The sequence below is a fragment of the Deltaproteobacteria bacterium GWA2_45_12 genome (assembly GCA_001797365.1).
Taxonomy (GTDB): domain Bacteria; phylum UBA10199; class UBA10199; order UBA10199; family UBA10199; genus UBA10199.
Genome location: MGPH01000018.1, coordinates 1 through 21,134, shown reverse-complemented (window position 1 = coordinate 21,134; position 21,134 = coordinate 1). Strand labels below are relative to the sequence as shown.

23 protein-coding genes are annotated in these 21,134 nt (G+C 43.3%); 9 read left to right on the top strand and 14 right to left on the bottom strand.

The annotated features are described in order from the left end of the window. Positions 1-48: 48 nt before the first annotated feature. The 6 genes from A2048_09620 to A2048_09595 all read left to right on the top strand — a co-directional run bounded on the left by A2048_09620 (position 49) and on the right by A2048_09595 (position 4,157). Complete coding sequence (locus tag A2048_09620; protein OGP10001.1) at positions 49-849, top strand: hypothetical protein; 801 nt, start codon at positions 49-51, stop codon at positions 847-849. Between the two features lie 153 nt (positions 850-1,002). Then, positions 1,003-1,215 (top strand): transcriptional regulator, encoded by a 213-nt coding sequence (locus A2048_09615; protein ID OGP10000.1) that lies wholly within the window; start codon positions 1,003-1,005, stop codon positions 1,213-1,215. 171 nt (positions 1,216-1,386) lie between these two features. Further along, the gene (locus tag A2048_09610; GenBank protein ID OGP10010.1) at positions 1,387-1,872 is read left to right on the top strand and encodes a hypothetical protein; all 486 of its coding nucleotides are present in this window, start codon (positions 1,387-1,389) and stop codon (positions 1,870-1,872) included. Next, positions 1,854-2,936, top strand: coding sequence for a 3-dehydroquinate synthase (locus A2048_09605; GenBank protein ID OGP09999.1), 1,083 nt, complete (start codon positions 1,854-1,856; stop codon positions 2,934-2,936). The genes A2048_09610 and A2048_09605 overlap by 19 nt, the downstream gene beginning before the upstream one ends. Further along, positions 2,933-3,367, top strand: a complete 435-nt coding sequence (locus tag A2048_09600; protein ID OGP10009.1) for a type II 3-dehydroquinate dehydratase — start codon at positions 2,933-2,935, stop codon at positions 3,365-3,367. The genes A2048_09605 and A2048_09600 overlap by 4 nt, the downstream gene beginning before the upstream one ends. A gap of 1 nt (position 3,368) precedes the next feature. Further along, positions 3,369-4,157 carry a hypothetical protein gene (locus tag A2048_09595; GenBank protein OGP09998.1) on the top strand — a complete coding sequence of 263 codons (789 nt, stop codon included), beginning with the start codon at positions 3,369-3,371 and terminating at the stop codon, positions 4,155-4,157. Positions 4,158-4,312: 155 nt separating this feature from the next. On the opposite strand, the gene A2048_09590 is transcribed toward A2048_09595, so the two are convergent. The 7 genes from A2048_09590 to A2048_09560 form a co-directional block, all read right to left on the bottom strand. Continuing rightward, positions 4,313-4,828, bottom strand: coding sequence for a hypothetical protein (locus A2048_09590; GenBank protein OGP09997.1), 516 nt, complete (start codon positions 4,826-4,828; stop codon positions 4,313-4,315). Next, positions 4,825-5,232: a hypothetical protein gene (locus A2048_09585; GenBank protein OGP09996.1), complete on the bottom strand. Its 408-nt coding sequence runs from the start codon at positions 5,230-5,232 to the stop codon at positions 4,825-4,827. The genes A2048_09590 and A2048_09585 overlap by 4 nt, the downstream gene beginning before the upstream one ends. A gap of 197 nt (positions 5,233-5,429) precedes the next feature. Further along, positions 5,430-6,689 (bottom strand): adenosylhomocysteinase, encoded by a 1,260-nt coding sequence (locus A2048_09580; protein ID OGP09995.1) that lies wholly within the window; start codon positions 6,687-6,689, stop codon positions 5,430-5,432. Positions 6,690-6,808: 119 nt separating this feature from the next. Beyond that, a complete protein-coding gene (locus A2048_09575; GenBank protein OGP09994.1) occupies positions 6,809-7,969 on the bottom strand; it encodes a methionine adenosyltransferase in 1,161 nt (386 codons plus the stop codon). 101 nt (positions 7,970-8,070) lie between these two features. Next, a complete protein-coding gene (locus A2048_09570) occupies positions 8,071-9,837 on the bottom strand; it encodes a phosphoenolpyruvate--protein phosphotransferase (GenBank protein OGP09993.1) in 1,767 nt (588 codons plus the stop codon). Then, positions 9,824-10,129, bottom strand: a complete 306-nt coding sequence (locus A2048_09565) for a hypothetical protein (GenBank protein ID OGP09992.1) — start codon at positions 10,127-10,129, stop codon at positions 9,824-9,826. Before A2048_09565 ends, A2048_09570 begins: the two co-directional genes overlap by 14 nt. Positions 10,130-10,139: 10 nt before the next feature. Then, complete coding sequence (locus A2048_09560) at positions 10,140-10,547, bottom strand: hypothetical protein (GenBank protein OGP09991.1); 408 nt, start codon at positions 10,545-10,547, stop codon at positions 10,140-10,142. A gap of 191 nt (positions 10,548-10,738) precedes the next feature. On the opposite strand from A2048_09560, the gene A2048_09555 reads away from it, so the two are divergent. Beyond that, entirely contained in the window at positions 10,739-11,413 is a 675-nt protein-coding gene (locus A2048_09555; GenBank protein ID OGP09990.1) for a hypothetical protein, read from the top strand. 165 nt (positions 11,414-11,578) lie between these two features. On the opposite strand, the gene A2048_09550 is transcribed toward A2048_09555, so the two are convergent. The 7 genes from A2048_09550 to A2048_09520 all read right to left on the bottom strand — a co-directional run bounded on the left by A2048_09550 (position 11,579) and on the right by A2048_09520 (position 18,509). Beyond that, positions 11,579-12,538 carry an HPr(Ser) kinase/phosphatase gene (locus tag A2048_09550; protein OGP09989.1) on the bottom strand — a complete coding sequence of 320 codons (960 nt, stop codon included), beginning with the start codon at positions 12,536-12,538 and terminating at the stop codon, positions 11,579-11,581. Between the two features lie 6 nt (positions 12,539-12,544). After that, positions 12,545-13,003, bottom strand: coding sequence for a PTS fructose transporter subunit IIA (locus A2048_09545; GenBank protein OGP09988.1), 459 nt, complete (start codon positions 13,001-13,003; stop codon positions 12,545-12,547). A 94-nt stretch (positions 13,004-13,097) separates the two neighbouring features. After that, positions 13,098-14,579 (bottom strand): RNA polymerase sigma-54 factor, encoded by a 1,482-nt coding sequence (locus tag A2048_09540; protein ID OGP09987.1) that lies wholly within the window; start codon positions 14,577-14,579, stop codon positions 13,098-13,100. Positions 14,580-14,734: 155 nt separating this feature from the next. Further along, positions 14,735-16,450: a CTP synthase gene (locus A2048_09535; GenBank protein OGP09986.1), complete on the bottom strand. Its 1,716-nt coding sequence runs from the start codon at positions 16,448-16,450 to the stop codon at positions 14,735-14,737. A gap of 144 nt (positions 16,451-16,594) precedes the next feature. Continuing rightward, positions 16,595-17,638: an N-acetyl-gamma-glutamyl-phosphate reductase gene (locus A2048_09530; GenBank protein OGP09985.1), complete on the bottom strand. Its 1,044-nt coding sequence runs from the start codon at positions 17,636-17,638 to the stop codon at positions 16,595-16,597. A gap of 36 nt (positions 17,639-17,674) precedes the next feature. Further along, complete coding sequence (locus A2048_09525; protein ID OGP09984.1) at positions 17,675-18,070, bottom strand: 30S ribosomal protein S9; 396 nt, start codon at positions 18,068-18,070, stop codon at positions 17,675-17,677. A 10-nt stretch (positions 18,071-18,080) separates the two neighbouring features. Further along, positions 18,081-18,509, bottom strand: a complete 429-nt coding sequence (locus A2048_09520) for a 50S ribosomal protein L13 (GenBank protein ID OGP09983.1) — start codon at positions 18,507-18,509, stop codon at positions 18,081-18,083. Positions 18,510-18,785: 276 nt separating this feature from the next. Here A2048_09520 and A2048_09515 point away from each other — a divergent pair, with 276 nt between their 5' ends. After that, complete coding sequence (locus tag A2048_09515; protein ID OGP09982.1) at positions 18,786-19,793, top strand: type I glyceraldehyde-3-phosphate dehydrogenase; 1,008 nt, start codon at positions 18,786-18,788, stop codon at positions 19,791-19,793. Positions 19,794-19,867: 74 nt separating this feature from the next. Next, the gene (locus tag A2048_09510; GenBank protein OGP09981.1) at positions 19,868-21,046 is read left to right on the top strand and encodes a phosphoglycerate kinase; all 1,179 of its coding nucleotides are present in this window, start codon (positions 19,868-19,870) and stop codon (positions 21,044-21,046) included. Positions 21,047-21,134: the final 88 nt, after the last annotated feature.

The window sequence follows — 21,134 nt, the reverse complement described above, 5'->3', positions numbered from 1 at the left end:
AAAATCCCTTGGCGCCTACCCACTTTAATGAGAACATCCGTTTCATTCATGATTCCCCAGTGGTTTTTTATTCTTCAGGTATTGCTCTTGGGCCTTATCATCGGCTCATTTTTAAACGTCGTTATTTTCCGTCTTCCGCGAAACATGGGAGTTGGGGGCAGGTCTTTCTGCACAAGTTGTCGGCATCAAATTAATTGGTATGAAAATATCCCTGTCATGAGCTTTCTATTTTTGGGTGGGCACTGCCATCATTGCAAAGCAAAAATCAGTTTTCGATATCCCATGGTCGAAGCTGTCACGGCCTTTTTGGCGCTGATGGTTTTTATTCGCGTGGGCTATGATTTTAAAACTTATCTTATCTGGTTTTTATTGTTCATCGCCCCCCTCATCGCCATTTCCTTTATCGATTTTGAGCACAAAATCATCCCCGATGTCATTTCACTTCCTGGCATTCCCGTCGGCATTTTGGTCACCCTCTTTTTTATGGGACCGGCATGGGAACAAGCCCTTACATTTTCTTTGGTAGGTATCTTGGCCGGAGGGGGAAGCTTGCTCGTCATCGGCCAGGCTTATTCATGGATCCGGAAACGCGAAGGCATGGGTGGGGGGGATGTCAAACTAGCCGCCATGATCGGGGCTTTTTTGGGTTGGAGAGCCGTGCTCTTTGTCTTTTTGATGAGTTCCTTATTGGCCATTGTTTATGCCATCTTATATATCCTTATTTCACGTAACAAATCAGATGAACCCCTTATCATTCCCTATGGTCCCTTCTTGGCTGCCGCCGCCGCCCTTTATTTTTTCTACGGCCGCGAAATCATGGAATGGTACCTTTCCCTGCTTATTCACTAAAGTAAATTTAAAGGTCCTCAAAAAAACATATAATTATATATAATTTAATATAATTAGGCTTAACTTCGGTTTAAATTAACACAAATTACTTGACCTTAACTATTGATTCTTTTACATTTTGAACAAATTAGACACTTTTGTCTTTTTACTTTTATGAGCTTTGAAAAAATACAAAACAATGTGCGCAAAATCCGTGAAGACCTTCTTATCAGTAAAGCGGAACTAGGCCGCAAAGCCAGCCTTTCCCCTTTAACCATTGATCGGGTTGAATCGGGGCTCCCTTGTCGCATGGATACCAAAAGAAAAATCATTCTTGCCTTGGGGCTTAAACTGACAGAAAAAAATTCTGTTTTTCCCGACAATTGATTTTTCCAAAGGCCATCATCGCATTCCAATTTTAAATAGGGAGACAAGTCCTTGTTTAAACTTGGCTGCATGATTTCGATTTACTAACAAAAATGAATCCATCATCATCTTAAACCTGTGCACGATCTTTCCCCATCTCTTAAAAACAAATCCATTTTTCTGACTGGTTTTATGGGAACGGGCAAATCAACCATTGGCCTGGCATTGGCTCAAAAATTGAACCGTCCCTTTATCGACATGGATGCTGTTTTAGAAAAAAAACTAAAATCAAAAATCGCCACAATCTTTAAGAAAAAAGGGGAAGCTTTCTTCAGAGATGAAGAAACAAAATTGCTTCTCAATCTTGTGAACAATGCACCTGCTGTTATCAGCACAGGCGGGGGGATTGTCCTAAGAGCTCAAAATCGAGCTCTTTTAAAAAGAGGGCTATGGATTAATTTAAACACATCCTCTGCCATTATAGAAAAACGTATAGAACAAGAGCATACTCGCCCTCTTCTTCCAAAAACAAAACGAAGACAAGTGATTGAAACCTTGCTCAATAGCCGACGACCTTTCTATGCTTTAGCTCCTTTTCAAATAAATACGGACAGCTTAGCCGTCGATGCCATCATCCATCCTATTTTGAGGGTCCTTAAATGCCACAAGTCAAAGTAAATCTTGATGACCGAAGTTACACCATTGATATCGCCCCTGGCGCCAGCCTCAACATGGGAACAAAAATTGCAAAATTTATTCCCTCACGCAGAGTAGTTGTTCTTACCAACACAACGCTTGCAAGGCTCTATCAAAAAAAATTAACCAGGGAACTCAAAACTCTCCATGCTCAATGGATCGTCATTCCCGATGGTGAAAAATACAAAACATTGCAGACTGTCGAAAAAATTTACTGGAAAATGTCGGATCTTAAAGTGGATCGAAAAACAGCTCTCGTCGCTTTTGGAGGGGGCGTTGTTGGAGACATTGGCGGCTTTGTGGCCGCCACCTATTTAAGAGGCATTCCCTTCATCCAAGTGCCCACAACCCTCTTGGCCCAGGTAGACAGCAGCGTTGGAGGAAAAACGGGTGTTGATTTGCCCGCAGGGAAAAATCTTGTGGGGGCTTTTTACCAGCCCAAATGGGTGTGCATTGACACAAATTTTTTAAACACACTTTCCAAGCGAGAATTTTTATGTGGGTTAAGTGAGGTCATCAAATACGGCGTTTTGTGGGATGAAAAATTTTTCAAATACATTGAATCTCATTTGCCCAAAATTTTGAAAATGGATCCCAACACGCTTAACACCATCGTTAGCCGCTCATGCCATATTAAAGCCCTGATTGTTTCAAAAGACGAAAAAGAATCAGGGTTAAGAGCGCTGCTTAATCTTGGGCACACTCTGGGGCATGCCATTGAAACCTTAAGTGGCTACAACAAAATTCATCATGGAGAAGCCATAAGCATGGGCATGATGTATGCGGCCACTCTTTCTGTGAAAAAAGGATTTTGTAAAAAAGAAGAATTAAGTCGCCTTCAAGCCCTGCTTCAAAAAGCGGGGCTCCCGACACAATGGCCTGGCTACTCACAAAAAAAATATTCCCAGGTGATAGCACTTGATAAAAAGACTACAAACGATACAATTCGTTACATTGTTATTAAAAAAATAGGAAAAACTTTCATCAAACCAATGCGGGTGAGTGAAATCACCCGCACCCTTGCATGGCCGCAAAAAAACAAATAACCATCCAAGTCATCCACGGCCCCAATCTGAACATGTTGGGCACGCGCGAGCAGGATATTTATGGGGATGTCACTCTTGACTCCATTGACAAAGCCCTGAAAAAAAAAGCAAAAGAGTTAAAGGTAACCCTTGAAAGTTTTCAATCCAACACAGAGGGGGAATTGGTCAACAAGATCCAATCTTGCACAAAAAAAATCAGCGGCATCCTGATTAACCCGGCAGCTTACACCCATACCAGTGTCGCCATACGCGATGCCCTCTTGGCTGCCCATGTGCCCGTCGTTGAAGTTCATTTATCCAATATTTATAAGCGTGAACCTTTCAGGCATCATTCCTATGTTTCTTCCGTGGCTGTAGGGCAGATTTGTGGGTTTGGTCCACACAGCTATTTACTGGGCTTGGAGGCTTTAGTTGAAAGCCTAAAAAAATAATATGAAACTTGGTGACATCGTCAAACAAGCCAAGGATTTTTTCGGAAAAGTCTTTCAGAAAAACAAGTATGAAAGTCTCCTTTTAGATTATATTGCCCTTTCACAAAGCCACCCGGATGATCTCCGCATCAAAATAAAAATCTCTGAAACCTATTTCAAGGCGCATGAATCCAAAAAAGCCATTGAAACCTACGAAGAAGTGGTTCAAAAATACATCGCCGACAATTTTATTTTAAAAGCCATTTCCATCATCAAGATCATTTTAAAAATCGATCCTGATCGAACCGACCTCAATTTAAAGCTCACCGATTTATACTTAAAACTTGAAATGCCAAAGGAAGCAGTCAATCAACTTTATATTGCTGCAGCCGCTTATCATGCCCACGGAGAAACCAACAAACATATCGAATGCCTGTCCCGTATCGTTTCCATTGATCCATCGTCTTTAAACAGGCGCAAACTTGCCGAAGGCCATCAACTCGACGGCAACTTGGCCGAGGCGCTCACGCAATTTGAGCATTTGGCACAAAATTTCAAGGAAACAAAAGACTACGACAATCTCTTGAAGGTCTATGAGCTCATCCTGCCCCACAAGCCGGGCAACAAAACGATGATCCGCGACGTCTGTATTTTGTATTTAAGAAAGCAACAGCCCGACCACGCGCTGCGCACGATGGAAAAATACAAATTGGACACCGAAAACGAATTCGCCGAACTCTACGACAAAGCCAAACTCATGCAAAAAGCACTCCGCCACCCAACCCCTGCGGGAGTGGTGAGGAATGCTTAAAAAACCAAATTGTAAATTCGATTGACAAATTGTCTAAAAATCCCGCCCTGGACCGAGGTCATCAGTTGGGAAGAATATTGACTGCTAGAATATTTTTGAGAAGTCTTTAACCATAAATCAAACTCAAGAACTTACTCCATCTTAAACTCACTAACTTAACTATCTGATGACCAACGCACTTCTTGTAAAGGATTTTTAATCTCATATTGTCCCGCATTCTCAACTACTTGGGCCGCCGCTACTTCTGGGTCGTGATAAAAATACAAGTACACCTGATAGGCGGCAGCTCTGGGTAAAAAACTTTCTTTATCCCTAAGAAGTGCCGGAAGGTCGCGACGGTCGAATTGGGGCATGAATCGGGAGGGGTCTTGGGCATGCCAAACGGTTGGCCAGAAGTCACCGCCAAAGACAATGGCGCCGAAGATCGTTGAGAAAACAGCGTGCATTTGTCCTTCGGAATGCCCACGACTGAAGAAAAATTGGATGTCATCACCCAACATGGGAATGCTGATGCCCGGACCTGTGAGAGAAACGGCTCCGGCATCCAGTAGTGTCATCCTGCCCTCCGCCAACAGAGAGTTAAGAATCTTCCCGACTTCGGGTAGGAATGAAGCGTCTCCATCAGTTGTAGCGCGGGCATTGTCATCCAGGGCTTGGCGGCTTGTGATCACATGCGCTCGAGGGAGCCTGAAACGACTTCCTTCAAACGCCCAGCCTGTATGATCCCGTGAAGATGGCTGGGAAGATAAACATCGACATCATCGGGGGTCACGCCAAGATGAGCCATATTTTCCAGCAAAACGTCCTCATCCGGTATCCCTAGTTTTCCCCGGGCTTCTGAGGGTAGTTGGAGCCCGGGTCCCGAATCACAAAGGATGGTCAAATTATTTTTTGGGCCGGCATTTCTAATTAATAATGCATTAGAGGCTACGGCCACTTGATCTCGAGAGGCTGCCGGGTCACTGCGCATATGGTTATCCCGAAAACGCATGGGACGTGCACTTACGGAAAAAACCCGCATACCTGGCCGAGCCGGCGATATAAAAAAAGGACGGAAACCCAGAATGGATGGCATAGTCTCAATTCCTTAAATTAAAAATGAATGACTTTATCTTCGGCAAAAAAAGATGAAGGTTGCTTAAAAATATAAAAAAATACAAAAGCAAAAACGGGAATAAATACGGGAACAAATCCCCCTCAATCCCCCTTTTTTTTCGCCAGAGGCGGATCAGCCTTTGGTTGAAAAGGGGAATGTTAGACGGGAAATTTAAATCAGGTCCCTTCCTGCCAGCTGGACAGGTAGCGTTCTTGCTCGGGGGTGAGGACATCAATTTTGGTGCCCATGGCTTTTAGTTTAAGCTCGGCAATTTTCTTGTCGATGTCGGCAGGAATAACATAAACCTTTTTCTCCAGGTTTTTGTAATTACGGCTGATCCATTCGGCACCCAGCGCCTGGTTGGCAAAGCTCATATCCATCACGCTGGAAGGATGGCCTTCTGCCGCCGCCAAATTCACCAAACGACCTTCGGCCAAAACATTCACGCGACGATTGCCGGATAATTTGTATTCAGTGACAAATTCGCGAATCTGTCTTTTGCCCAAAGCTACTTTTTCAAGCGATTCCAAATCAATTTCAACATTGAAATGCCCCGAATTGGAAACAATGGCACCGTCTTTCATCACTTCAAAATGCTGTTTGGTCAATACATGCTTATTGCCGGTCACCGTGCAGAAAAAATCAGCCAAGGGAGCGGCTTGGGCCATGGGCATCACCTGATATCCGTCCATCAAGGCTTCCAAAGCTTTCAACGAATCAATTTCTGTCACAATAACCTTGGCTCCCATCCCATGAGCCCGCATGGCCAAACCACGGCCACACCAACCGTAACCGGCCACCACAAAAGTAGTTCCTGCCAACAAACGGTTTGTCGCACGTACAATGCCATCGATGGTGGATTGCCCCGTGCCATAGCGGTTATCAAAGAAGTGTTTTGTCTCGGCATCATTGACGGCCAAAATGGGATATTTCAAAACCTTGTCATTAGCCATGCTCTTAAGACGAATAACCCCCGTGGTGGTTTCTTCAGTGCCTGCAATAATCTGCTCTAGGGCATCCTTACGGTCGGAATGAAGAAGGGAAACCAAATCGGCACCATCATCCATGGTAAGATGGGGCTTGATATCAAGAACCGCATTGAGGTGCTTATAATAAGTGTCCTTGTCTTCTCCCTTAATGGCAAAGGTGGAAATCCCATAATCATGAACAAGAGAGGCTGCCACATCGTCTTGAGTAGAAAGAGGGTTGGAAGCGCACAACGCAATTTCAGCACCGCCTTCTTTAAGGGCAATCATCAAATAAGCGGTTTCAGTGGTCACGTGTAAACACGCGCCTACACGAAACCCTTTCAAGGGTTTTTCTTTGGCAAAACGATCCCTGATTAATTGAAGAACAGGCATGTTTTGAGCCGCCCATTCAATACGAAGTTTTCCTTTGGAAGCTAAACTTGGGTCTTTGATGTCACAATTTGTCATGATTCGATTCCTCTTCGGCTCAGCTCAAGGTGTCTAAATCCCCCTTCATCCCCCTTTATTAAAGGGGGAAAGAGGGGGATTTAATCACACTTCAAACCTACCGAAGGGGTAGTAATGATTTAGATGGATTTTTTTAAACGTTCAACGGCGTCTGTTTTTTCCCAAGTAAATTCGGGCTCGCTACGACCAAAATGGCCATAAGCAGCCGTCTTCTTGTAAATGGGACGAAGCAAATTGAGATGCTTGATAATATTAGCCGGTTTGAAGCTAAACACTTCCCGGGCAGCAGCCTCAATTTTTTCATGAGGAAATTTGCCAGTACCAAAAGTGTCTACAAAAAGAGAAACGGGTTCAGGGTACCCAATGGCATAGGCCACTTGCAACTCACAGCGATCAGCCAAACCCGCCGCCACAATATTTTTGGCGGCATAACGAGCCATATAAGAGGCACTGCGATCAACCTTGGTAGGGTCTTTTCCAGAAAAAGCCCCGCCTCCGTGACGTCCCATGCCCCCATAGGTATCTACAATGATTTTGCGACCGGTAAGTCCGCAATCCCCATGCGGGCCACCCACAACAAAACGCCCGGTGGGATTAATAAGATAGCGAGTGTCACTTTTTAAAAGTTCCTTCGGCAAGGAAGTTTTAATGACTTCTTCAATAATAGCTTCCTTTAAGGTTTCGTAAGCAACCTCCGGAGTATGCTGGGTTGAAACAACAATGGTATCAATGCGAACCGGTTTGCCGTTTATATATTCCACTGTCACTTGTGACTTCCCGTCAGGGCGCAAGAAATTGAGTTTCTTGTTTTTACGAACCTGCGTTAACGTAAAAGCCAAACGGTGCGCAAACGCAATGGGCATCGGCATAAGCTCGGGGGTTTCATTGCAGGCATAACCAAACATAAGCCCCTGGTCCCCGGCTCCCTGCTCTTTAAAAAGCCCTTCCCCTTCGGTAACGCCTTGAGAAATATCGGGGGACTGTTTCTTCAGCAAAACTTTCACTTCACATGTTTTGGCATCAAAACCAATTTCAGGATCCGTATAACCAATTTCTTCGATGGTTTTACGAGCCAACGCCTCGGCATTAAAATTGGCTTTGGTGGTAATTTCACCAGAGACAAGGCAAAAATTGGTGGTCACCAGGTTTTCACAGGCCACACGAGAGGTTGGATCGCTTGCCAAACAAGCGTCTAAAACAGCATCTGAAATATTGTCACAAATTTTGTCCGGGTGCCCTTCCGTAACCGATTCGGAAGTAAAAAAATAAGAAGAACTCATAGCCTTGCTCCTTTGTTTGATGGATCTTTTTCTTAAATTAAAAGATTGTCTTTTATATGGTTTGGCCTTTTTTGTCAAAGCGTAACTCCCATCAATTTAAACTATTGAAAATATTCAGGAAATCTTGACTTCATGGTGCCCGATAGTATTTTCCCCGCTTCAAGGAGGGAACCTGATTCCATCAGTTTATGGGTTAAATGTTGGGCCTCGGATAAATAAGATTGTCGTATCATGGTTTTTATCATCGGGATCGAAGCCGGATTCATGCTTAATCTGGTATATCCCAGGCCCATCAAAAGCCATAAATACATGGGGTCTGAAGCTATCTCCCCGCAAACGGTAATTTGAGTATTTGAAGGAGCTACATGGATAATGCGTTGAAGCAATCTTAAAATGGAAGGGTGATGCGCACAGTACAAGTCTTTTACCCATTCATTGGTACGATCACAGGCAAGTGTATATTGAATAAGATCATTGGTTCCTACACAGATAAAATCAGATTCATGGGCCAACAAATCAACTTCCATGACAGCCGAGGGCGTTTCAATCATCATCCCAAAGGGAATTTTTGGAACAGAATACTTCTGCCTTTTAAGGTTTTGCCGGATTTCACCCGACATGGTTTTTATTTTTCTCCATTCGTCTATGGAGGAAATAAGGGGAAAACAGATTTTCAAATGATCAAACCCACAAGCCGCCTTGAACATGGCACGCAATTGGGTTTCAAACAGGGTCTTGTCATGCATGGCAAGGCGTACAGCCCTTAAACCAAGGGCCGGGTTATTTTGCTGTGCCATTTCACTATGGGGCCAATATTTATCGGCCCCCAAGTCAAAGGTGCGCAAAATAACTTCCTTGCCTTTTAATTTTTTTAAAACATCACGATAAACTTCTTCTTGTTCCGCTTCCGAAGGAAGTTGATCGCGATCCATAAATAAAAACTCGCTGCGTAATAAGCCCACGCCCGTGGCCCCCGCATGAACAATGGAGGGGATCTCATCAAGCACTTCCATATTGGCCCAGACTTCCATTTCATGGTGGTCTTGGGTAATGCTTTCCTTACGAACATCCAAAAGAAATTGACGACGTCTGTCTAAAACTTTTTTCCTGATATTTTGGTAGGCTGTTTTCTGCTTTTGACTTGGCTTTATGATTAAAACACCCTCCTCGCCATCCACAATCACTTCATCCCCGTGGCTTACAAAGTTTAACAGGCCATTGACATCAACCAATGTCGGAAGTGCCAGCGATCGGGCGACAATAGCCATGTGTGAGTTCGGGTTTCCCCCTTCAGTCACAAGGGCTGCAATGTGAAACCGGTCAAGATAAAGGGTTTCAGCCGCAGAAATATCACGCGCCACAACAATGGAATGCGCAGGCACGCGCTGAACCAGCTCCTGCTTGGTTCCCATCAAATTTCTCAAGATGGCATTGCCAATGTAGTCAATATCATCCTGACGCTGGCGAATATAATCATGATTGATTTTAGAAAAAGTTTTTTTAACCTCTTGCAAGGTGTTCTTTAAGGCCCACTCGGCATTCACCAATTCTTTTTCAATGGTGTGAATGGTATTACGAACAATAAGTTCGTCCTGTAAAAGAAGGGAATACGAATCAAGAATGGTGATGTGATCACGTCCCTGAATACGGCACAATTTTGATTTGATGCCTTCCAGCTGGGTACGACTGGCCTCAATGGCCTGCAAAAACCGTTTGGTCTGATCGGCAACCTGGCCCGAATGAATCCAATATTGGGGGACAACAAGGGAAGGAGCTCCAAAAAGAAAAACCCGGCCTGTAACAATACCGGGGGAAACCTTCTCTCCCTGCAGTTTATGGCCAAAAGATTTTTGCTTACTCTTTTTCATGAAACTTTTGGGCAATCAATTCCCCCAATTTTTTTATGGCCACAGGGGCATCGGCCCCTTGGGCTTCTATTTTGATGCTCGATCCCTTCCCTGCAGCCAACATCAAAAGCCCCATAATACTTTTTCCATTAACCCGGTTTTTCCCTTTGTTGACAAAAATCTCACTTTCAAAAGGCGTGGATGTTTTTACAAACAAGGCTGCCGCCCGTGCATGAAGCCCCAATTTATTGACAATTTTAAAGCTCCCCTGAATTGAGGCGCTACTTTTTGTTGTTGTTTTGGATGTAAGCATAATGAATCTTCTAATAGCACACTCTCATTTTTTTAGATTGCACATGGTAAATATGGGTCCGCCCATATTGGGCGATAAAAGGAACAAGTTTTTTTAAAGGAACGGTTTTATGAAGAGTAAGCAGTTTTACAAGCATCGGGAGATTAAAACCACTGACCAACTCAACAACACCTTTATGGACAAACTCCAGGCAAACATTACATTGGGTTGATCCATAAAAATGCGTCAGCAGCAAAACACCTTTTTTATGACTTACTTTTTGAATGCCATCTTGAAGCTGCTTTCGCATACGGATGATGGTATCTCCAGGCTTAAGCTTGACGGCGACAATACCCTTGGGTTTGCCTAACAAACGCTGAACGGTTTTAAGCATTTCAAAGGCTTCACTGTTTTCTGAAATGAGAACAATGCCTACCATAGTAACTGCATACAAACCCATTACAAAAAGAAAAGCAAGCTGTAGTAAAAGCCTAATTTCTAATGGGTTCTCTCCTGTTTTTGATCAAGAAAAGAAAAAGTATTTTAGCCATAGAGAGCCCTTTTTTACAGTTTCCTTCATAACAAAAACACTGGCCAAATTTTAAGGTCAAACCTACTATAGAACCTCTTATGAAAAAAATCCTTCAGGGCTTGGGGCTTTTCTTATTATTAACTTTCTTCTTTGTATCCCCCGGATTTAGGGCTTGCGACAAGGGAGTATCCTTTGGTTTTCCCATGGCTTTAGTTGAAGTCTATCAACCTGAAAGTTCGCGCCAAGACTGGTGGGGCCAATTCACAGAAGCAAAACCGGCCAAAGTCACCATCAAACCTCTTGGTGCAGGGATTATAAACTTAGCCACTGGGCTTCTGGGACTCTTTTTTATAATAAGATTATTAAAATCCTCTTTTTGGAAAAATTCCCGGATAAAAAAATGGGGGGGCTACCTGATCGGAATTTACATTTGTATGAATAGTATTGGGGGAGCCTGCCTCCTTTATACACTGCCTCGTTTAGATACCCACTCTTCATGGCAAGGATTTATTGAATCCATCATGATGATACTGTGCTATCCCATTTTGTGGACATACGTCATCTTCAACAATGAACATTACAAATTATATGAATTTGAATGGGAGAAATTATCTTGGTACCCGAATTTTTATTTTCACCATGACGACTTGGCTTACCGGATTACCCTTCCTTTAAGCCTGGGGGCATTATTTTTCATCGGCTGTCTGGGGGGATGGATGACCAAGAAGATAAAATCCCATTGTAAAAAAAATCGTGACACTCCCTCACAATAAAATTACACCTTGTTTGTTGAGGAAAATGCCCATCATGGGGAAAATAGCGCCTATCAAGTGGGAAGCTTTTCTTCTTATGAAGAAGCGTTAAACCGTGCCAAACAGATTGTGGACGATTTTTTAAACACGGAAGCAAGGCAGAGATGCCAGGCTCTGTGCAAATAATCATTCCGGTGTTTCTGTTTCTTCATCTTGGCGATAATCGGCCAGATCCCGATCAAGTCTTTCCAAAAACATCTTGGATGAATCAATCCCACGGGCTTTAAGCAAAGTATTCCTGGCCGCCACTTCGATAATGGTGGAAACATTCCTACCTGAGGAAACAGGAATTTTTATGTACGGAACCGACACATCTAAAATGGTGTAGAAAACCTGGTCCATCCCAAGGCGGTCATAATTGTGTTTGGGATTCCATTCAACAATTTCAGCGACAATTTCGATCAGTTTTCGGTCTCGGGTAGCGGCCACGCCAAATAAATCTTTAATATTCAGAATACCCAGCCCTCTTACCTCCATATGAAACTGCAAACGTGGGGACGCCATCCCCCATAAAGTGGAAGATGATTTTTTTCTTATTTCAACAACATCATCGGCTACCAGCCTGTGTCCTCGCATGATCAGGTCAAGGGCACACTCACTTTTCCCAATGCCGCTTTTTCCGATGATGAGAATCCCCACACCAAAAACATCCATCAAAACTCCATGTACGGTTGTGGCATCGGTTAAATAATCCTCTAAAAAACGTGTGACACGATTGATGAAAATGGAAGTAATAAGAGGGGTACTCAAAATGGGAATTTTATGTTTGTTCGCCAACCCAACCAGCGGTTTGGGAACAGGATTATCCCGTGTCACGACAAAGCAAGCGACTCTGGCCTTGGCCATTTTGAGAACAATTTGTGACAGCTTTGGGCCTGAAAGCGATTTAAGATAGGTGATTTCTGCCTTTCCTAAAATCTGCACCCGCCCTGAATGAAGTTTGGAAGTATTTCCAATAAGGGCCAATCCCGGTTTTTGGATACGGGGAGACAATATGGAACGTTTGATCCCTTTTTTACCGGCAACAGTCTTCAAGTTTAACTGACTGTCCTTTTTAAGAAGCTCGGCAACGGAAACCTGGAGCATAAAACTTTAAAGTTTTTCGTCTTCGTTGATAAGAATTTGGTAAAGATCTTCGCTTGGAGATTCGATGAGCTGATTACGGATGGCCTCCCCTTTCAACAAACGTGAGAGACGAGCCAGTGCCTGAAGATGGTTTCCGACAACATTTTCAGGGGCAATAAGAACAAAAAAAAGTTTGGCGGCAATTTGATCATGAGCCTGAAAATCGACACCCTTTTTGGAACGTCCAAATATGGCCACAATGGAGGAAAGACCGGGCATTTTCCCGTGAGGGATTGAAATCCCATTACCCACACCGGTGGAACCAAGACGCTCCCTTTCAAGCAATACCTTGAAAACATGATCGGCTTCCATCCCTGGATAGGCTTTTTCAGCAAGTTTGGACAATTCTTCAAGCACACCTTTTTTATCAGTGGCCAAAAGGTCTCCGCAAACTGCTTGGGACTTAAGAATATCCTTTAATTTCATGAATACTTATGAGCTCCTTCCTTTTAAAAAGGCCGCTCAACTTAAATCAGCTTCTCACAAATTGCAATTTTTTTTTGACACACAGTGTTATATTTTATTTGTCTTGGGGGTAAAGCTGCCGTCGACGAGATGAAGGTAAAATGCCCAGCATTTCACGATATTTGGCCACCGTACGACGTGCGATATCAATATTCACCTTTTTGAGCATATCCGTAATGTCTTTATCGGAATAAGGATTGCAGACATCTTCAGAGGAAATAATGGTACGGACTTTATCCTTGACCGTTTCAGAAGCCACATCAGGCGTGCCATCGGAACTGGAGACTCCATTATTAAAGAAATATTTGAGTTCAAAGATCCCTTGGGGGGTGTGCATGTATTTACTGTTGGTGGCACGACTCACCGTTGATTCATGCACACCAACCTCTTCAGCCACATCTTTAAGGATCATCGGTTTTAAAAAATTAATCCCCTTGTCAAAAAATTCTTTCTGAAATCCGACAATGCATTTGCTCACTTTATACAAGGTACGCTGCCGCTGATGAATGCTTTTGATAAGCCACACCGCACTTTTAAGCTTGTCCTGTATATAACCCTTGGCGTCCGGATTTGATTTTTTTTCACCTGACATCATGTTGCGATAAAAATTGCTGACACGCAATTTAGGCAACCCCTCTTCATTAAGAACAACGGCATAATCATCCCCCATTTTATAAACATAAACATCCGGGGTTATGTATTGAACCTCCGACTTCCCAAAAGGGCGCCCGGGTTTGGGTTCCATGGCTTCAATGATATGGGCACAATGAATCACTTTCTTGATGGGTTGTTTTAACTTCTTGGCTAAAGTGAGGTAGTCTTTACGTTCCAACAAAGATAAATGATCTTTGATAATGGATTCAAGAAGGCTGCGTTCCGCAACAAAGGGACGAGATTGAAGAAGAAGACATTCCTTAAGATCCCTGGCCCCAACACCCAAAGGATCAAGCTCTTGGACATATTCCAAAACGTCTTTAACATTTTCTAACTTATAAGAATTTTTTTCAGCGATTTCTTCCAATGAGGAAGTTAAATAACCGTTATCATCCAAAACACCCAGAATGGTCAGCGCAATCTCTTCTTCCCATTCCGCCAAATTAGCCATTTTTAACTGCCAATCAAGATGATCGTGGAGCGTAGTGGGTTTGGGGGTAATATTTTCGTAATTGGGTAACTCGTCTGAATTGGCAAAACTTCGCAGATCTTCTCCAGGGGCATTATAGGTTCCCATGTAGTTTTCCCAGTCAAACTCTTTGGGTTCGGGTAATTCCCCGTCTTTGGTACCTACCTCTGCCTGAGCCTCATGCGATTTATCGAGTTCCCCTTCCACCTCTATTTCTTTGGCTACTTCAGTGGGGACTTCTTCATCTTCCTCTTGAGGTCCTTCTTCCAACATGGGGTTCTCAAGAAGCTCATCCTGGATCATGTCAGAAAGTTCAATACGGGATAACTGAAGTAATTTAATGGCTTGCTGCAGTTGGGGGGTAATAACCAACTGCTGGGATAATTTTAAACTTTGTTTAAGTTCGATCGCCATAATCTTTGCCAAGGTGCGTCAAAATTTCTATGCAAGATATAAGCCATGGTAAAAACATGACCTTTTTTTGTCAAGACTAGAGCTTGGCTGAGCCTTTAATTAATTACTTGACTAAAAGAACCCTCTAAAAAACAAGTTTAAAGAAGGTCCTAAATCTACTTGAAACCTTTCGAGGTTTTTTGGTTCATCTTTGGAGAACCCACTTTTTTAAAAGGATGATTTTGTTGAATTTGCACCTTTTTTTCAGCCCAATTTTTTTGAGCCGCATACTCAAGACTGGCTTCAATAAAATGGAAAAAGAGTGGATGGGGAAGCATGGGACGAGATTTAAATTCAGGATGAAACTGGACAGCTACAAACCAAGGATGATCCTTAAGTTCAACCATCTCAACTAAGGAGTTATCGGGGCTTGTCCCACTAATAACCAATCCCTTATTTTCAAGCTGTTCTCTAAAAGCATTATTGAACTCATAACGATGACGATGACGTTCTGAAATTTCCTTTTCTCCATAATTTTCAAAAGCACGCGTTCCTTTTTTAAGGACGCAAGGATAAGCCCCCAAACGCATGGTGGCTCCTTTGTTAAAAACAGCTTTTTGTTCTTGCATGAGGTGAATAACAGGAAAAGGCGTATTCGGGTCAAACTCAATGCTATTGGCTCCTTTAAGACCGGCAACATGGCGCGCAAACTCAATGACAGCCAGTTGCATCCCCAAGCAAATACCATAGAAAGGAATTTTACGCGTACGCGCATATTCAATCGCTTTGATTTTACCCTCAATCCCCCGATTCCCAAAACCACCCGGAATCAAAATACCCTGAATTTCAAGAAAGGCCTCATCCAGATTGGCCGAATCTTGCTCTAAAGTTTCTGAATCAACAAACTTAAGCTTCACCTTGGCATTCTGATTAAAACCCGCATGATAAAGAGCTTCATTAAGACTTTTATAAGCATCTGTTAAATGAACATATTTGCCTACCACAGCAATGGTCACCAATTTTTCGGCTGACTTGATTTTGGAAACAAGATCTTTCCAAACCTGAAGATCGGGCTTGCGCGTCCAGATATTCAAAAATTCCACAATTTTGTCATCCAGACCTTCTTCATGCAGATTAAGTGGAACTTCATAAATACTTTGCACGTCGCGCGCTGTCATCACACAGGTGGAGTTTAAATTACAAAACAAGGCTATTTTTGATTTAATATCAGCCGCCAATGCACGGTCGGTACGGCAAAGCAAAATATCGGGCTGGATCCCAATTTCGCGTAATTTTTGGACACTGTGTTGGGTGGGTTTGGTCTTCAGTTCTTCAGCAGCCCCAATATAAGGGACTAAAGTTAAATGAACATACAAGACATTGTTTTTTCCGACATCGGCCTGAAATTGACGAATGGCTTCCAGAAAGGGAAGACTTTCAATATCCCCCACCGTTCCTCCGATTTCCACAATAAGAACATCGACATCACTTGCCGCCTTCATGATGCATCCCTTGATTTCGTCAGTGATGTGGGGAATGACCTGAACGGTTCTTCCCAAATACTCGCCTTTTCTTTCTTTTTGGATGACTGAATTATAAATACGCCCCGTGGTGACGTTATTCAGACGGGACATGCGCACATTGACAAAACGTTCATAGTGCCCCAAGTCCAAATCGGTTTCTGTCCCATCATCGGTGACAAAAACCTCCCCATGCTGAAAGGGGCTCATGGTTCCAGGGTCAACATTGATATAGGGATCTAGTTTTTGAATGGTAACCTTAAGTCCACGGTCTTCAAGAAGCGCCCCCATGGAAGCACTGGCCAAGCCTTTCCCCAAGGAAGAAACAACACCACCTGTCACAAAAATAAATTTAGTCTTTGAATGAGACATGATGAACCTTCCCCTCTTGATGATTTTGTACTTGTTTGGGCTTTTTTAGGGTAAAAACTGTTTACCCGGTTGGAATAGCAGAGTAACGGATAGGGAATGCGTTGTCAACGTTTGGTGTTATTTTTGTGATTTTTTTTGAAAAGTTTATGGAATCAGCGCCGTATTTGACAAACCAAGATCTTCAGAAAATCCATGCATCACATTCAATGCCTGGATGGCCTGGCCGGAAGCTCCTTTGGTCAGGTTGTCAATGGCAGAACAAACAACAACACGGCCCGTGCGGGCATCAAGAAGAACACTTATGTGGCAGAAATTGGTGCCACGAACACTGGCAGTAGCCGGAAAACTTCCTACGGGAAGAATACGAATAAATTTTTCATTCTTGTAGAATTTCTTAAAACAATCTGTGAAATCCTTCGATGATAATTTCCGTGTCGGTTTTGCGTAAATTGTTGAAAGGATTCCCCGATCCATGGGAACCAAGTGCGGGGAAAAAAGAATTTTGGTATCTTGCCCGGCTAATTGGGAAAGTTCCTGCTCAATTTCTGGTGTGTGCCGATGCTTACCAATATTATAGGGTTTAAAAGATTCATTGACCTCGCAGAACAAAGTTTCAATTTTGGCCGAACGTCCGGCCCCAGACACACCCGATTTGGAATCACAAATAATATCTTCTGAAGAGATGAGTTTTTCGGATAAAAGTGGAGCCAGCCCCAAAATAATGCTGGTGGGATAACAACCAGGGCAGGCAACGAGCTTGGCCTTTTTTATTTGGGCGCGATGGAGTTCTGGCAGACCATACACAGCTTCTTTAAGAATTTCTTTTTGCGAGTGGGGGCCGTACCATTTTTCGTAAGTGGAAGCCTCTTTGAGTCGAAAATCCGCTGATAAATCTAAAACCTTCACACCTTTATCCAGAAAACTTTTAGCTGTATTCATGGCCTCATGATGGGGCAGGCATAAAAAAACCGCATCGACCCGTTTGGCCATCAAAGCCACATTCAATTCTTCAAGAGCCAAATCGTGCCCTTCAAAAGCAGGATACACCTGGGATAAGTTCTGTCCGGAATATTGCTGGGAAGTCAGAAAAGAAAGATCGACATGGGAATGATTTAATAAAAGGCGTGCCAGTTCCACACCGGTATAACCTGTTGCCCCCACAATGCCGACTTTGATTTTTTGAGGCATGGGATAATGAAATTTCCTAACAAAAACGCAAAATTTTTAACGTTTGCTGTACTGTGTGCTCTTACGTGCTTTCCGATGACCGTATTTTTTACGTTCAACCTTGCGGGAGTCGCGTGTAAGAAAGCCGTTGCGATGCAAAGGCTTGCGATAATCAGGGTTCAGGGAAAGTAAAGCTCTGGCCAAACCATGACGCAAAGCCTGAGCCTGGGCTGAAGGCCCACCTCCAAAAACATTAACCACCATGTTAAACTTGGCTAAGTTGCCCGTCACATCCATGGGCTGCAACACAACGATTCTTAAACTTTCCCGGCCAAAATAGGCTTCCATGGGTTTGCCATTAACTAAAATATCACCTTTGCCCGGAGTGATGTACAAGCGAGCAACCGCTGTTTTTCTTTTACCAACACCAAAAAATCGTTTTGGGATACTCATGATTTAAACCTCACAAAGAATAGGCTTCGGGTTTTTGAGCCACATGGGGATGGTCGGCACCCGAATAAATTTTTAATTTTTTAATTAATTTGCGTCCCAAAATATTTTTGGGCAACATCCCTTTAACTGCTTCGATCAAAACCTGATTGGGTTTTGTTTTTAAAAGTTTTTGGGCTGACACCGACTTGATTCCTCCAGGATAGGAACTGTGCCAGTAATACTGCTTTTGTTCCAGTTTATTGCCGGTAAGCCTGATTTTGGAAGCATTAATAGCCACCACAAAATCACCCACGTCCACATGGGGTGTATATTGGGCCTTGTTTTTCCCTCTTAAAATATTGGCAATCTGTGTGGCTGCACGGCCTAAAACCTTATCTTCAAGATTAATGACATGCCATTTACGTTCCACTAACCCTTTTTTTGCTTGATACGTTGCCATGAAACTTGTCTCCGTAAGTCGTTAATTTAAGCGGGGGACCATAGTGTCCACCCTGTAAAAAGTCAAGGGTGAAGTATTCTCCTGCAAACCGCTCTTTAATAAGCAGGGCCACAACAGCCACCCTTTGACCAAATCTTATAGTCGAAGCCGCAAACATACTCCAGCTAATTGTCGTCAAGTGAAGTCTAAAAACTTATTCTTCAATTTTTTTCCATGTAAAATTGACAGAAAAAGTAATTTTTGGTACGGCAACCTTTCTTGACAAAAAGGAGCATTATGATCTTTAAAATTGGTATTAACGGGTTTGGTCGCATTGGCCGTTGTATCGCCCGCGCCCTTTTAACCCAAAAACTTCCCTTTCAACTCGTTCTTCTAAACGAACTCGCCGACGTAAAAACAAATGCCCATCTTTTAAAATATGATTCCGTTCACGGGCAACTTCCCCTTGAGGTAAGTACAAAAAACAATAGCTTGATCGCCGGCAATCATGAAATTCGCCTTACTGCTGAAAAAGATCCAAGCAAGATACCCTGGAAGGATATGGGGGTCGATATTGTCCTGGAATGTACCGGCCTTTTTACCGATAAGGAAAAAGCAAGCCTGCACTTGGCTGGGGGAGCCAAAAAAGTTCTGGTTTCAGCTCCTTCTAAAAATCCGGACATTACCCTCGCCTACGGGATAAACATGAATCAATACGATCCCAAAAATCATCATATTGTTTCAAACGCCTCATGCACCACCAATTGCCTGGCTCCTGTCGCCAAGGTTCTTCATGAAAATTTTGGAATCGAACGAGGCTTGGTCACCACCATTCATTCTTATACCAATGACCAGCGAATTTTGGATGTGGCTCATTCAGACTTACGCAGAGCCCGTGCTGGTGCTATTTCACAAATTCCCACAAAAACAGGGGCTGCTCAGGCTGTTGGGTTGGTCTTACCAGCTCTTAAGGGTAAAATTGATGGTTTTGCCATACGTGTCCCCACGCCCAATGTTTCCTGCGTCGATCTTGTTTGTACCGTTTCAAAAGCCGCTTCCAAAGACAACATCAACCAAGCCTTAAAAGAGGCTGCAGATAAAAGCCTTAAAGGAGTGTTAAGCTATACCGATGAAGAACTTGTCTCCATCGATTTTAACGGAAACAAACATTCAGCGATTGTAGACGGCCTTTCAACAAAAACCATTGAAAACAAACTCATCAAGGTTTTAGCCTGGTATGACAATGAAACGGGCTTTTCAAACCGCATGTTGGATGTAGCCCGGTATATGGCGGAAAGATTGTAATATGTGCGGGTGTTCGGATGTTCCGATGTTAAAGATTTTTTTAAGAACTTCAGCACATCTGCACTTAATAAGAAATGATCAAAACCATCGATCAATTTCAACTTCATGAAAAAAAGGTTTTCATCCGTGCCGACTTTAACCTAAGCATTAAAGACGGCGTCATCACAGATGATACACGCCTTAAAGAATCACTGCCCACTATTGAATATTCCATAAAACAGGGAGCCAAGGTCATCCTGGCCTCACACTTAGGACGCCCCAAAGGGAAAAGGGACGAAAAATACAGTTTAATGCCCGTTGCCGAGCTTTTAAGTGCCATCCTTAAAAAGGATATTCTTTTTCCGGAAGATTGTATCGGGGATGCTGCGCGAAAATTGGCCCTTGAAATGAGGGCCGGGGATGTCATGCTTTTGGAAAATCTGCGTTTCCATGAGGAGGAGGAAGCCAACGACGAAAACTTTTCCAAAAAACTCGCTGGATTAGCCGAAGTCTACATTAATGATGCTTTTGGGACAGCCCATCGGGCCCATGCCTCCACTTTCGGCATGGTTCCCTTTTTCAAAGAAAAAGGCATGGGACTTCTGATGCAAAAAGAAGTCAAATGCTTAAGCCAGCTTTTACAGAGCCCGGCCAAACCTTTTGTTGTGGTCCTTGGCGGAGCCAAGGTTTCCGATAAAATTGAGATTATCGAAAATTTGCTGGGCCAAATTGATGCCCTCTGCATTGGGGGAGGGATGGCTTACACCTTTCTTAAAGCCATGGGCAAAGACATTGGCCGTTCTCTTTTGGAAGAATCAAAAATCAACCAAGCCAAAAGAATCATTAAACGAACCGAAGAAAAGGGAATCCCCCTTCTTCTCCCTGTTGATTCTGTTCTTACAGAAAAACTGGAAGGTAAAATTGTTTATCATGTCCAATCAACAGATCGGCCTTGGGGAAATGAAATGGGCGTTGATATTGGCCCGGAAACAGTAAAAGTTTTTGCAAAACATCTTCGGGAGGCCAAAACTATTTTCTGGAATGGCCCCATGGGCATTTTTGAAATGCCTCCTTTTGATCAAGGAACCTTCGAAGTAACACGAATCATTTCCGAAGTTGATTGCTTCTCCATTGTCGGCGGTGGGGACTCATTGGCAGCTATCATGAAAACGGGGCTTTCCGATCACTTTACCCATCTTTCAACAGGGGGAGGAGCCTCAATGGAATTTTTGGCTGGAAAAACATTACCTGGAATCAAAGCTCTTGAGATATAGTCGCTAGTCGCTGGTCTCTAGTCGCTAGGAGCCTGTCGGGGAAACATTTTTAGTAATTCATGATCGGCAACAGCCCCGGTTTTTGATA